Source organism: Sporosarcina sp. Marseille-Q4063, assembly GCF_018309085.1.
Classification (GTDB): domain Bacteria; phylum Bacillota; class Bacilli; order Bacillales_A; family Planococcaceae; genus Sporosarcina.
On the sequence record NZ_CP070502.1, the window covers coordinates 3,790,561 to 3,804,389 of the forward strand.

The window sequence follows — 13,829 nt, forward strand, 5'->3', positions numbered from 1 at the left end:
CTTAGGAAGAATTGAACTACATTCTTCCCGGGCAAATAGCGCCACTTTGCCAACTCGCCTTATGCCTGTCGCATCTAAACGGCCGCTTCCACATTTCGGACTTGCATTCTAATTTCTATCTTTATATACTGATGTTAGTACCAAGTGCTAATTCGGAAGGTGAAACGATTGCGAATGCCTAAAAAAGAGAGGCAATTACTTCTCAAAAAGTTGGTAGAAACAGATCCGTTTTTGACAGATGAAGAACTGTCGAAACGATATGACGTAAGCGTTCAAACAATTCGATTGGACAGACTTGAATGCGGAATACCGGAACTACGAAAACGTTTAAAAAGAGTAGCCTCGCAGTCGATGGCAGGCGAAGTTAAATCACTCAGTTCCGATGAAATAATCGGTGACATTATCGATATAGAACTTGATAAACGAGCATTGTCTATTTTTGATGTTACAATAGACCACGTCTTCCAACGAAGTGGAATTGCGCGTGGACATCATCTATTTGCCCAAGCAAATTCATTGGCTGTGGCGGTTATGGATGAAGACCTTGCTTTAACGGTAAAGTCAACAATCGATTTTTTGAAACCAGTGAAAGTCGGCGACCGGGTCATTGCACGTGCAGAAGTTAAAAATGAAAGCAATATGGAAAATCGAACACTTGTTGATGTAGTTTCCAAAGTCGGTGACGTGGTCGTGTTTACAGGCCAATTTTATATGTACCGGACGACGGAGCGGAAACAGGAGGAATTATTATGATTATCGCTTTAGACGGAATGGGCGGAGACAACGCACCTAAAGAAATAATAAAAGGCGCATTGAAAAGTGTCGAGGCTTTTGACGATATACATATACATATTTTCGGGGATGAAAAAGCAATCGCCCCTTACTTAAAAGAACATGATCGATTAACAGTCATTCATTGCTCAGAAATAATCGAACCAGATGATGAGCCCGTTCGAGCAATTCGACGGAAAAAAGATGCCTCTATGGTTCGCATGGCGCAGGCCGTTAAAGACAGCGAAGCACAAGCGGGGGTTTCCGCGGGGAATACGGGCGCGCTCATGGCGGCAGGACTTTTTATCGTCGGGCGAATCGATGGAATTGAACGACCTGCACTTGCACCCACACTTCCAACAGTGGACGGTCAAGGATTTGTCATGCTCGATTTGGGTGCTAACTCGGATGCCAAACCTTCCCACCTTGGCCAATATGCAGTAATGGGAAGTATTTATGCTGAAAAAGTGCGCGGCATTTCTAATCCGCGAATCGGTTTATTAAATATTGGAACTGAAGAAGGAAAAGGAAATGAACTGACAAAAGCTGCATACGATGTCTTGAAATCTGCTCCAATTAACTTTATCGGTAACGTAGAAGCCCGTGATTTATTGCTGGGTGCGGCAGATGTAATTGTTACGGATGGCTTTACGGGAAACATGGTGTTAAAAACAATCGAAGGAACTGCACTCGGCTTTTTCACGATGTTAAAAGATGTCTATACATCATCATTAAAGACAAAATTATCCGCAGCACTTGTAAAAAGTGAACTCGGTGGATTAAAAAAGAAAATGGATTACTCGGAGTACGGCGGAGCCGGATTATTCGGTTTGAATGCGCCGGTGATAAAAGCTCACGGTTCATCGAATGCAAATGCTATTTATAACGCAATTCGCCAAGCACGAACAATGGTTGAATATGATGTGAGCGGAACAATCCGTAGAACGATTGGAGAGGGGCAGAAAGAATGACGAAAATTGCATTTGTTTTCCCAGGACAAGGATCTCAATCTGTCGGTATGGGACAAGAACTTGCGGAGAAAAGTGGAGAACATTTTAAGAAGGCCGACGAAGTACTTGGCTTCACATTAAGCGATCTGATTTTAGAAGGGCCTGGGGAAGAACTAACAGTGACGTACAACGCGCAACCTGCACTTCTCACTGTCGGATCAATGATTGCTTCAAGACTAATTGAAGAAGGCATTACACCGGATTTTACAGCGGGGCATAGCTTGGGCGAATATACGGCTCTGGTCGCGTCGGGCGTACTGTCATTTGAAGATGGTGTATCAGCTGTACATAAACGCGGACTTTATATGAATGAAGCGGTTCCGGCAGGCGTTGGAGCGATGGCTGCAATTCTTGGTTTGGACGCTGAAGCTGTAACGAAAGTAACTGATTCTATTACTGCAAACGGCGATGCAGTCCAACCTGCAAATTTGAATTGCCCGGGTCAAATCGTTATTTCGGGTACGAAAGCAGGCGTTGAAAAAGCTTGTGTCGAATTAAAAGAAGCAGGCGCTAGAAGAGCAATTCCACTGGATGTCAGCGGACCATTTCACTCATCGCTCATGAAACCTGCAGCCGGGAAACTTGATGAAACGCTCGGTGAAATTTCAATGAAAGATGCCGGGATTCCATTGATTGCAAATGTGAACGCATCGATTGTCGAAAATAGTGAAGAAATAAAAGGGTTGCTTGTTGAACAATTGTACTCGCCTGTTCTATGGGAAGATTCAGTTCGTACAATGCTGGACAACGGCGTTACACATTTTATTGAATGCGGTCCGGGTAAAGTGCTTAGCGGATTAATCAAGAAAATTGATCGTTCAGCTACAGTCTTGCCGGTTTATGATGAAGAATCGTTAGAAGCGGTCGTTGAAGCTTCGAAAGGATGGTCAAAATGAGTAGATTTGAAGGAAAAGCAGCAATCGTTACAGGCGCATCGCGTGGAATTGGACGAGAAATCGCACTGAATCTAGCAAATGAAGGCGCAAAAGTTGTTGTCAATTACAGCGGTAGCAAAGACAAAGCGGATGAAGTTGTTGAGTTAATCAAAAATGCAGGCGGAGAAGCGTTTGCTGTACAAGCAGATGTGTCGAATCCGGATAGCGTTAAAAATATGATTGACGAGACGATTGCAACATTCGGCTCAATTGATATACTTGTTAACAACGCAGGCATTACAAGAGATAATTTATTGATGCGCATGAAAGAAGACGAGTGGGATGATGTCATTAGTATTAATTTAAAAGGCGTTTTTCTCTGCACAAAAGGCGTGACGCGTCAGATGATGAGGCAACGCGCAGGAAAAATTGTAAACGTAGCATCAATCGTCGGTGTTTCCGGTAATCCTGGACAAGCCAACTACGTAGCCGCAAAAGCCGGTGTGATTGGTTTAACAAAAACAACAGCGAAAGAGCTTGCGACGAGAAATATTAACGTCAATGCTGTTGCACCTGGATTCATCACAACGGATATGACAGAAACATTAAGTGAAGATGTCCAAAAGCAAATGCTTGCAAACATCCCCCTTGGTAAACTGGGCAGTCCTGAAAACGTGGCAAAAACAGTATTATTTTTACTGTCAGATGATGCTGCTTATATTACAGGTCAAACGATCCATGTTGACGGCGGAATGGTCATGTAGTCTTGAACAAAATCCATAAGTAAGTATAATCATCGAGGGGAGGTGACAGATTTGGCAACAGTAGTAGAACGTGTAACGAAAGTAATCGTCGACCGCCTTGGCGTCGATGAAAGTGAAGTTAAAATTGAAGCATCCTTCCGTGATGACCTCGGTGCAGACTCTTTAGATGTAGTTGAGCTCGTAATGGAATTAGAAGATGAATTCGATATGGAAATTTCCGATGACGACGCGGAAAAAATTGGCACAGTCGGCGACGCAGTAACATATATCGAAGCAAAAGTTAACTAATTAAAGGTGAAGTTATTATAATTCATCGCTAGGTAATGAAATCTATTTTGATTTCAAACCAAAATACAAGAGACGCATCTATCCAATCGAAAGAAAGGATAGACCGCGTCTCTTTTAAGTTAAATGTAGTGTAAAGCGGTGTGTTTAGGGGGGGCGAAAGTCATGAGTTGCAAGCAAAATTATTTGAATGCAAGCAAACGTCTTTCAAGTGCAAGCAAACTACTTAGGTGTGCAAACAAATGTGGGGTAAGTGCAAGCAAAACCTAGTCGAGTGCAAGCAAGTTCCACTGTATGGAATTCCCTATGTATTAATCGCATCTTTCTCTATTGCCCTTTGCACTTACAGGCGTAACAAGGTAAAATTAAAGGTATCATGTTCTGAAAGGTAGAATCGTTCTTATGACAGGTAAACGAAACACGGAAAAAAATAAAAAAACACAACTTCCTCTAGTTGTTCGAAACAAATTTGAGGAACTACAACAAAGGCTTTCAATTACATTTGACAATCCTTCCCTTCTATACAACGCTTTTACCCATTCATCCTATGTGAATGAGCATCGAAGAAAGAATTTTATGGATAACGAACGACTTGAATTTTTAGGCGACGCCGTACTTGAACTTGGCGTATCACAATATCTATATTCAACAGAGCCAGGAATGAGCGAAGGTGAATTAACAAAGCTCAGAGCTGCAATTGTTTGCGAACCAGCACTCGTTAAGTTTGCAAATGAAGTAGAGTTCGGTCAGTATGTCTTACTCGGTAAAGGTGAAGAACAAACCGGGGGAAGAATGCGTCCAGCTCTTCTTGCAGACGTTTTTGAAGCATTCATCGGCGCGTTATATATCGATCAGGGTATGGATGCGGTAACCAAATTTCTGGACACAGTCGTTCTTCCTAAAATCAGTAACGGTGCTTTTTCGCATGTGATGGATTACAAAAGTCGACTACAAGAAATCATTCAGCAGTCGAATAGCGGACATCTTCAATATGAAGTGATTGAAGAGAAAGGGCCGGCACACGCAAAAACGTTTATTACGGTCGTTAGGCTCAGTGACATAGAGCTTGGAACAGGTAACGGGAGATCGAAAAAAGAAGCGGAACAAGAAGCTGCCCGACATGCGATTAGTAAACTTAAGAGTGAGCAGGTTGAAGGGGAGATTTAAATGTTTCTAAAAAGACTCGAAATAATAGGTTTTAAATCATTTGCTGAGCGGATTGGCATTGACTTTGTTCCCGGAGTGACAGCAGTTGTCGGTCCGAATGGGAGTGGGAAAAGTAATATTACAGATGCCATACGATGGGTCCTCGGCGAACAATCCGCAAAATCGTTGCGCGGTGCGAAAATGGAAGATGTTATTTTCGCTGGAAGCGATTCGCGGAAGCCGCTTAACTTTGCCGAAGTAACCCTTATTTTAGATAATAGTAAGGGCCTTTTTCCACTGGATTACACTGAAATCAGTGTCAGTCGACGGGTTTTTCGTTCCGGCGAAAGTACATATTTATTGAATGGGCAACAATGTAGACTATTAGACATAAATAATGTGTTCATGGATTCAGGGCTTGGGAAAGAGGCTTTTTCCATCATATCGCAAGGTCGTGTTGATGAAATATTAAATAGCAGACCTGAAGATCGTCGAAGTATTTTTGATGAAGCCGCAGGCGTTTTGAAATATCGAAATCGAAAACGCAAGGCTGAACATAAGTTGTTCGAAACATCGGATAACCTAGACCGCGTGCTCGACATCTTAAAAGAACTTGAAATTCGAATAGCCCCACTTAAAGAGAGTGCCGAAGCAGCAGAAAAGCATGCGACACTTTCTGAAGAAACTCGCGAGGCAGATAGTTTATTATTAAATTATGATGCCGGGAAGCTTCGGGTTGAAATCGAGGCGAAGTTAAAGGAAGCTGAAAAGTTCGAAGTTAAACAACAACAGCTCAAAACCGCTACAGGAAATGCTGAAGAAGAGTCTCGTCGATTGAAAGAACTACTGGCAACCGTTGACCATGAGTTAGAGACATTACAGAAAAAACTCGTAGATGTAAGCTCAGAGGCAGAAAAATGGGAAGGGCGTCGTCTTCTTTCCATTGAAAAAGAACGAAATGCCACTGTTCAAATTGAAAGACTACAGTTGGATTTGGCGTCAGCACGTGAAGAAAAATCTACACTGCAGACGAAACTAGAGCAATCCCAATCCAAGTTAAGTTCCTTAACGGCTGAATATAAAACGATATCAACTGAGATGAATGAAATAGCTCAAATTCTGAAGCGTTCAGTCGTTGAAACGGAAAATGAAATCGAAGAATTGAAATCGATATATATTGACAATTTGAATGAAGAAGCCACCCTTCGAAATGAATTGAAACATATAGAAGAGCGACTTGCGGGAGAAAAGTATTCTTCTGAAAAAATAGTTGAACAGACAAAGTCTTTGAACAAACGACTTAAAGAATTAACTGATGAAAAATCAGTAAAAGAACGAGCGCTTGTTAATTTAACTGCAGAAATGAAGCAAGTAAGTGCCGCTTTTATAAGCAACACAAATGAACTTCGTGAAAATGAGGTCGAATTAAGCAAGAAAGAGCAACTTCTTCAACAAGCCTATAATAAGCAACATGAAATGCAGGGGAGAATGCGTGCGTTACAAAGCATGGAAGCAGACTTTTCTGGGTTTTATTCGGGCGTAAAAGAAGTGCTCGTCGCTCGTAAATCCGGAAAACTAAGTGGTATAAATGGTGCGGTCGCCGAACTGATTAATGTCGACAATGACTATGTCAATGCCGTTGAAACTGCTCTTGGCGGAGCGATGCAGCATATTGTAACCACTTCCGAGGCTGATGCTAGAAAAGCGATTGGTTATTTAAAATCTCGCAATGCTGGGCGGGCAACATTTCTTCCGCTCGATGTCATGAAATCAAGAAAAATTCAACCGACTGCTTTAAGATCAATTGAGCACCACCCTGAATTTATAAGTACAGCAGACGAGCTTGTGAATGTACCAGGTCCGTACAAAATTATTACTGAAAACCTTTTGGGGAACGTGCTCGTTTCCAAAACACTTACAGGTGCATCTGAAATTGCTAAAGCTGTAAATTATCGGTTCCGTGTCGTTACACTCAATGGAGACATTGTAAATGCTGGCGGATCACTTACGGGTGGAGGCACAAAAGGTCGAGCCACCATATTCTCCAGAAAAGCTGAACTCGAAACTTTACAAAGTCAGCTTAGCCAAATGGCATCATCAATCGGAGTGGCGGAAGTCTCAATTGGCGATTCAAAAATGAAAGTTGCCGAGTTCATGCAAAAAACGGAACAATCCCGGAAGTCCAATGAAACATTACAATTGGAAATGGCTGCTGCCCAGTCAAGTATCCGTGAAACGGACATCGCGATCAATGCACTCGAAATTGAAAGAGCTTCTGTTGAAATGGGAAGACGCGGTGCAGAAACGACAGGCTCAGAACTGGCGACTAGAAAAATAGCATTAGAAGAAAATCACCAGCAATTACTAAAGAAATTGGAAACGATTAAAAAAGAAATTGAAACACTTGAACGACTCGCGGCGGATCGTCGAAATGAAGAGGCTTCGTTGACATCTAGGTTAACAGAGTTGCGCGAGCGGGCGGCTGTTATGCGTGAACAAACTTCCTATGAAAAAACGGCAATTCATGACATGGAGCAATCATTAGAATCAGCACAACAAAGAATGACTGCAATTTCGAAAGAACTGGATTATATCAATGGTGTAGACGGCGAAGAAAATTTAACTGCCGAAGAAATTTCGAACCAAATTGAACAGGCGATAGCCAAAAAAGAAGCTGTTGAAACTGCGATTATAAAATATAGAGAAAATAGATTGAAACAAACAGCAAGCATCGTAGAAAAAGAAGAAGTTTTACGTGACTTAAGATCGAATGTAGAGAAGATGAACATCAAACATAATAATGTCACAATCGAATTATCACGGTTAGAAGTTAAATACGAGGCAATTACCGGGCGATTACTTAATGAATACGGTCTTCGACCAGACTTTTCTGCAACAATCGAATTTGATGAACAAGCGGTACGCGAGAAACTAATTCGACTGAAACAGGAATTAGCAGATATCGGCCCCGTCAATCCGGGGGCGATTAATGAATACAAGGAAGTTTCAGAACGACATGAGTTTTTAACGGCGCAACGAAATGATTTACTCGAAGCGAAACAAACTTTGCAAGTCGCTATGTCCGAAATGGACGAAGAAATGACTTCGCGTTTTTCATCAACGTTTGATGCAGTCCAAAACCGATTCCGACATGTCTTCAAAGAAATGTTCGGCGGCGGAAACGCGGATTTAATATTAACAGACCCGAATAATTTATTGGAAACCGGGGTCGATATTGTCGCTCGCCCTCCCGGGAAAAAACTGCAAAACCTAAGTTTGTTATCGGGCGGAGAACGCGCATTGACGGCAATATCCTTATTGTTTGCAATCATTGAAGTCCGTCCAGTACCGTTTTGTATTCTAGATGAAGTCGAGGCGGCCCTCGATGAAGCGAACGTTATACGTTATAGTAAATACTTGAAGAAGTTTTCGGATAAGACTCAGTTCATTGTGATTACCCATCGAAAGGGAACAATGGAAGGGGCAGATGTATTGTACGGTATTACAATGCAAGAATCCGGTGTATCAAAACTGATTTCCGTAAAGCTGTCTGAAATACCTGAAGAAGCGATTATGTAAAACTATGGAGGGGTATCGATTGTCTTTTTTCAAGCGAATGAAAGAAAAGATTACAGGAACAAATGAAGCGGTAACAGATAAATTCAGAGATGGATTAACAAAAACACGCGACCAATTCACATCTAAAGTAAATGATTTGGTTGCACGTTTTAGAGAAGTCGATGAAGAATTCTTTGAGGAGCTAGAAGATCTTCTTTTACAAGCAGACGTAGGCTTTGAAACTGTCATGGAGCTAATTGATGAATTGAAGCTTGAAGTTCAAAGGAAAAACATTAAAAGTACCGAGGGCATTCAAACAGTTATTTCCGAAAAACTTGTTGAAATTTATGAGGGTGGCGAAGAAGCGAATAGCGATTTAAATATTCAGGAAGATGGACTTTCTGTAATCTTGATGGTTGGCGTTAACGGTGTCGGAAAAACGACTACGATTGGAAAGCTGGCTGCACGTTTAATGGCGGAAGGAAAGACGGTCATGCTTGCAGCTGGAGATACGTTTAGAGCAGGTGCAATCGATCAGTTAGTTGTTTGGGGAGAAAGAGCCGGTGTTGAAGTGATCAGGCAATCGGAAGGTTCAGATCCTGCAGCAGTTATGTATGATGCGGTTCATGCCGCGAAAAACCGAAAAGTGGATGTCCTGATTTGCGATACTGCAGGTAGACTTCAAAACAAAGTAAATTTGATGAATGAGTTGCAAAAAGTCCGTCGCGTCATTAGCAATGAAGTCGAAGGCGCGCCGCATGAAGTGCTCTTGGCACTGGATGCGACGACCGGTCAAAATGCACTTGTTCAAGCGGAAACATTCCAAGAAGCGACAAATGTAACAGGAATCGTGCTGACAAAGCTTGATGGAACAGCAAAAGGCGGGATTGTTTTAGCGATTAGAAAGAAATTAAATATCCCGGTGAAATTCGTTGGTCTCGGTGAGAACATGGACGACTTACAACCTTTTGACCCGGAGAAATATGTGTACGGATTATTCGCCAATGAATTAGATAAACAATTTGAAGCAGACAAGTAAAATCACTTGACGGAGACTTCACTTCATATTATGCTAACTTTGGACAAAATGAATTGGGGAGGTTTGACGTATGGCGCTAATTAAAACAACACGCATTAACTTCCTCTTCGATTTTTATCAGTCATTATTAACTGATAAACAAAGAACGTATATGGACTTATATTATTTAGAAGATCTTTCGCTAGGAGAAATCGCGGAGGAATATGGGATATCACGTCAAGCTGTTTATGACAATGTTCGTCGTACCGAAGTGATGCTCGAAGACTATGAATTGAAGTTGAACTTGTTTTCGAAGTTTCAACAAAGATTAGAGATTATTGGAGATATGGAAAAGTTATTAACGGATTCGACAGATCAATCCGATGAAGTCCGAAAACTATTAGATACATTGAAAGATCATATGTAGGAGGTGCGTCAAGCATGGCATTTGAAGGATTAGCTGAGCGGCTGCAAGGGACGCTCCAAAAGATTAGGGGCAAAGGAAAGGTTAACGAAGCAGACGTTAAAGAAATGATGCGAGAAGTTCGTTTTGCGCTTATTGAAGCAGACGTTAACTTAAAAGTCGTTCGTGAATTTGTGAAAACAGTAAGTGAAAAAGCTGTTGGTTCAGATGTTATGAAGAGTTTAACACCTGGCCAACAAGTTGTTAAAATTGTTAAAGATGAATTGACGAATTTAATGGGCGGCGAACAGGAGCCGATTAAGTTTTCAAGAAATTCTCCGACTGTCATTATGATGGTTGGGTTACAAGGTGCTGGTAAGACAACTACTTCCGGTAAACTAGCAACCTTATTACGAAAGAGGCATAATAGAAAGCCGTTGCTCGTTGCGGCAGACGTATACCGTCCAGCTGCGATTGAGCAACTAGAAACAGTAGGCAGACAATTGACGATTCCGGTATTTTCACGCGGAACAGATATCTCACCTGTAGAAATCGTTCGTCAGGCGCTCGAAGAAGCCAAGAAAGAACATCATGATATTGTCATCGTCGATACCGCGGGTAGATTGCACGTTGATGAAAAACTGATGCAAGAGCTGGCAGATATCCACGAATTATCAACGCCTGATGAAGTATTCCTAGTCGTGGACGCGATGACCGGTCAAGATGCTGTAAACGTTGCGCAAAATTTTAATGAGACCGTAGGAATTACAGGGGTTGTCTTGACGAAGCTCGACGGAGATACAAGAGGGGGAGCCGCGCTATCAATTCGTTCAGTGACTGGCAAGCCGATTAAATTTATCGGGGTCGGGGAGCGAATGGATGCACTTGAAGCATTTCACCCTGAACGAATGGCGTCACGAATTCTTGGCATGGGCGATGTCATGTCCCTTATTGAAAAAGCGCAGGATAATGTAGACGAAGATAAAGCGAAAGAGCTGGAAGAGAAGTTCCGAACGCAAACATTTACACTCGACGATTTTCTTGACCAATTGCAACAGGTGAAGAAAATGGGCCCGCTTGATGAATTACTAAAAATGATGCCGGGCGCGGGTAAAATTAAAGGTTTAGAAAATGCTCAAGTTGATGAAGGACAAATGGGGCGCGTTGAAGCTGTCATCCAATCAATGACTACAAAAGAACGTACTACCCCTGAAATAATTAACGCAAATAGACGCAGGCGCATTGCAAAAGGATCAGGAACTTCAATTCAAGAAGTGAATCGTCTGTTGAAACAATTTGAAGAAATGAAGAAAATGGTTAAGCAAATGACCAACATGCAACAAAAAGGGAAAAAACGAATGAAAATGCCTGGATTCGATTCTTTTTTCAAGTAAAAAAGTCAATTAAAAAAGAATTTTTAAGGTGTTAAGAGAAAACCCTTTACAAACAAAGAAAAGCTTGTTAATATAATATCTTGTGTGAAACTATTCGGAGGTGCAATAAAAAAATGGCAGTTAAAATTCGTCTTAAACGTATCGGAGCAAAGAAAACTCCTTTCTATCGTATTGTAGTAGCGGACTCACGTTCACCACGTGACGGTCGTCAAATCGAGACTGTGGGAACTTACAACCCGCTTACAAAACCGGCAGAATTAAAAATTGATGAAGAGCTAGCGCTCAAATGGCTTCAGAACGGTGCTCAACCGTCTGACACAGTCCGCAACCTGTTTTCTGACCAAGGCATCATGGAAAAATTCCATAACGCTAAACACAGTAAATAAGGAGGGGTCTACATGCAGCAGCTGATTGAAACAATTGTAAAACCATTAGTCGATTTTCCCGATGATGTTCGGGTTAAGAAAGATGAACAGGAAAGCAGAGTTACGTATAAACTTTCTGTGAATGCCGAAGATATGGGCAAAGTAATTGGAAAGCAAGGGCGCGTTGCTAAAGCAATCCGCACGATTGTCTATTCAGCTGCGGGTAGTCACCACGGCAAAAGAGTCTTCGTGGATATCATAGATTGATACTAAATGGAGATGCTTTGGGGAAGGATGAAGTACAATCCTTCTTTAGTCACCACGGCAAGCGAGTGTTTGTCGATATTGTAGATTGATAGAAGGGAGGAAGGAGCTTATGTTCCTTCCTCCTTTTTGAACTTTTATTTAAGGACGGTGTGTCAAATGAATTGGTATAATGTAGGGAAAATCGTTAACACCCATGGAATTCTCGGAGAAGTCCGGGTGATTTCGAGTACAGATTTTCCGGAGGAACGTTATGCAATCGGAAGTAAACTCGGTCTTTTTATGCCGGGAAGCGATAAACCGATTAACCTGACTGTCGCAAGTCATCGGAAACATAAAAGCTTTGATCTTTTGACATTTGAAAATCATCCATATGTGCAAGATGTTGAAGTATACCGAGATGGCGTTTTGAAAGTGTCCGAAGATAAACTGGAAAAGTTAGAGGATGGCGTATTTTATTATCATGAAATTGTCGGTTGTCTCGTTGTTACATTAGACGGTACGGAAGTTGGCGCAGTGACGGAAATTTTCGAAACTGGCGCAAATGATGTATGGACGGTAAAACCTGAAAAAGGTAAATTACAATATATTCCCTACATTGACGATGTCGTAAAAGAAATCGACGTTGACAATAAAAAAATCGTGATTGATCCGATTGAAGGGTTGCTTTCATGAGAATCGATATCCTTTCTTTATTTCCGGAAATGTTCGAAGGCGTTCTTCATTCATCCATCATGAAAAAAGCTCAAGAGAACGAAGCCGTAAAATTTGATGTTGTCGATTTTCGGGATTACTCCGAAAACAAACATCGAAAAGTGGATGATTACCCATATGGCGGCGGGGCGGGAATGTTGCTAAAGCCGGAACCGTTATTTGCTGCTGTAGAAGCTGTATCCTCCAAAGAAGATACGACGCCACGGGTTATTCTAATGTGTCCTCAAGGTGAACGCTTCACTCAGGCAAAAGCGGAAGAACTCGCTAAAGAGGAACACCTCGTTTTCGTTTGCGGTCATTATGAAGGCTACGATGAAAGAATTCGCGAACACCTCGTCACGGAAGAACTATCAATCGGTGATTTCGTCTTAACAGGCGGGGAAATCGCAGCGATGGCGGTAGTGGATAGTGTTGTTCGCCTTTTGCCGAATGTTCTTGGCAACGAAGATTCACCTGTATTGGATTCATTTTCTACGGGGTTATTAGAGCATCCTCAGTACACAAGGCCTGCAAACTTCAATGGTTTAGAAGTGCCTGAAGTATTATTGTCTGGTAATCATGCGAAGATAGATCAATGGCGTGAAGAACAGTCGCTGATTCGAACGTATGAACGAAGAAAAGATTTATTGGAAACTGCAACGTTAACCGAGCATCAAAAGAAATTATTAAGTCAACTCGAAAAAGAAGAAAATTAATCAAAAACTCTTGCGCGATACGTTACTTTGTGATATTATCTACTATGTACTTCTATGGGGAGTACATACTGACTGGTGTTCCGCTGCAAAGGTACGAAGTGCAAGAGCATCTGTGGAGAAGGAGAGAAAATAATGCAAAACCTAATTGCAGAAATTACTAAAGATCAGCTACGTACTGATCTGCCAGAATTCCGTGCGGGAGACACTGTTCGTTTGCACGTAAGAATTGTTGAAGGAACGCGCGAGCGTATCCAGTTATACGAAGGTGTTGTCATTAAGCGTCGCGGTGGCGGAATTAGTGAAACGTTCACAGTTCGTAAAATCTCTAATGGTGTTGGTGTTGAACGTACATTCCCTGTACATACGCCAAAAATCGAAAAAATCGACGTTGTTCGTCGCGGTAAAGTGCGCCGTGCGAAATTGTACTACCTACGTAGTCTTCGCGGTAAAGCAGCACGTATCAAAGAAATTCGTAAATAATAAGACAAATTCAGGAGGCCCAAAATGTGGCCTCCTTTCTTTTTGCCCTAAATATGAATAGAATGTATAGTAGAGAAAGTAGATGCG

At 41.8% G+C, this 13,829-nt stretch carries 15 protein-coding genes; all 15 read left to right on the plus strand.

The window, feature by feature from the left end:
* The first annotated feature begins 174 nt into the window (after window positions 1–174).
* Window positions 175–753 carry a transcription factor FapR gene (gene fapR / locus JSQ81_RS19025; protein WP_212605547.1) on the plus strand — a complete coding sequence of 193 codons (579 nt, stop codon included), beginning with the start codon at window positions 175–177 and terminating at the stop codon, window positions 751–753.
* Window positions 750–1,742: a phosphate acyltransferase PlsX gene (gene plsX / locus JSQ81_RS19030; RefSeq protein WP_212605548.1), complete on the plus strand. Its 993-nt coding sequence runs from the start codon at window positions 750–752 to the stop codon at window positions 1,740–1,742. The genes fapR and plsX overlap by 4 nt, the downstream gene beginning before the upstream one ends.
* Window positions 1,739–2,677, plus strand: a complete 939-nt coding sequence (gene fabD / locus JSQ81_RS19035; RefSeq protein ID WP_212605549.1) for an ACP S-malonyltransferase — start codon at window positions 1,739–1,741, stop codon at window positions 2,675–2,677. Before plsX ends, fabD begins: the two co-directional genes overlap by 4 nt.
* The gene (gene fabG, locus JSQ81_RS19040) at window positions 2,674–3,420 is read left to right on the plus strand and encodes a 3-oxoacyl-[acyl-carrier-protein] reductase (RefSeq protein ID WP_212605550.1); all 747 of its coding nucleotides are present in this window, start codon (window positions 2,674–2,676) and stop codon (window positions 3,418–3,420) included. The genes fabD and fabG overlap by 4 nt, the downstream gene beginning before the upstream one ends.
* A gap of 51 nt (window positions 3,421–3,471) precedes the next feature.
* Window positions 3,472–3,708 (plus strand): acyl carrier protein, encoded by a 237-nt coding sequence (locus tag JSQ81_RS19045; RefSeq protein ID WP_210469433.1) that lies wholly within the window; start codon window positions 3,472–3,474, stop codon window positions 3,706–3,708.
* Between the two features lie 399 nt (window positions 3,709–4,107).
* Window positions 4,108–4,872 (plus strand): ribonuclease III, encoded by a 765-nt coding sequence (gene rnc, locus JSQ81_RS19050; RefSeq protein ID WP_212605551.1) that lies wholly within the window; start codon window positions 4,108–4,110, stop codon window positions 4,870–4,872.
* A complete protein-coding gene (smc, locus tag JSQ81_RS19055; RefSeq protein ID WP_212605552.1) occupies window positions 4,873–8,430 on the plus strand; it encodes a chromosome segregation protein SMC in 3,558 nt (1,185 codons plus the stop codon).
* Between the two features lie 19 nt (window positions 8,431–8,449).
* A complete protein-coding gene (gene ftsY / locus JSQ81_RS19060; protein ID WP_212605553.1) occupies window positions 8,450–9,448 on the plus strand; it encodes a signal recognition particle-docking protein FtsY in 999 nt (332 codons plus the stop codon).
* A 70-nt stretch (window positions 9,449–9,518) separates the two neighbouring features.
* Window positions 9,519–9,854 carry a putative DNA-binding protein gene (locus tag JSQ81_RS19065; protein WP_212605554.1) on the plus strand — a complete coding sequence of 112 codons (336 nt, stop codon included), beginning with the start codon at window positions 9,519–9,521 and terminating at the stop codon, window positions 9,852–9,854.
* A gap of 14 nt (window positions 9,855–9,868) precedes the next feature.
* Window positions 9,869–11,224: a signal recognition particle protein gene (gene ffh, locus JSQ81_RS19070; protein WP_212605555.1), complete on the plus strand. Its 1,356-nt coding sequence runs from the start codon at window positions 9,869–9,871 to the stop codon at window positions 11,222–11,224.
* 113 nt (window positions 11,225–11,337) lie between these two features.
* Window positions 11,338–11,610 carry a 30S ribosomal protein S16 gene (rpsP, locus tag JSQ81_RS19075; protein WP_172369713.1) on the plus strand — a complete coding sequence of 91 codons (273 nt, stop codon included), beginning with the start codon at window positions 11,338–11,340 and terminating at the stop codon, window positions 11,608–11,610.
* A 12-nt stretch (window positions 11,611–11,622) separates the two neighbouring features.
* Window positions 11,623–11,856 carry a KH domain-containing protein gene (locus tag JSQ81_RS19080; protein ID WP_212605556.1) on the plus strand — a complete coding sequence of 78 codons (234 nt, stop codon included), beginning with the start codon at window positions 11,623–11,625 and terminating at the stop codon, window positions 11,854–11,856.
* 156 nt (window positions 11,857–12,012) lie between these two features.
* Window positions 12,013–12,528, plus strand: a complete 516-nt coding sequence (rimM, locus tag JSQ81_RS19085; RefSeq protein ID WP_212605557.1) for a ribosome maturation factor RimM — start codon at window positions 12,013–12,015, stop codon at window positions 12,526–12,528.
* Window positions 12,525–13,262 (plus strand): tRNA (guanosine(37)-N1)-methyltransferase TrmD, encoded by a 738-nt coding sequence (trmD, locus tag JSQ81_RS19090; protein WP_212605558.1) that lies wholly within the window; start codon window positions 12,525–12,527, stop codon window positions 13,260–13,262. The genes rimM and trmD overlap by 4 nt, the downstream gene beginning before the upstream one ends.
* A gap of 132 nt (window positions 13,263–13,394) precedes the next feature.
* Window positions 13,395–13,742 (plus strand): 50S ribosomal protein L19, encoded by a 348-nt coding sequence (gene rplS, locus JSQ81_RS19095; RefSeq protein ID WP_212605559.1) that lies wholly within the window; start codon window positions 13,395–13,397, stop codon window positions 13,740–13,742.
* The last annotated feature ends 87 nt before the right edge of the window (window positions 13,743–13,829 follow it).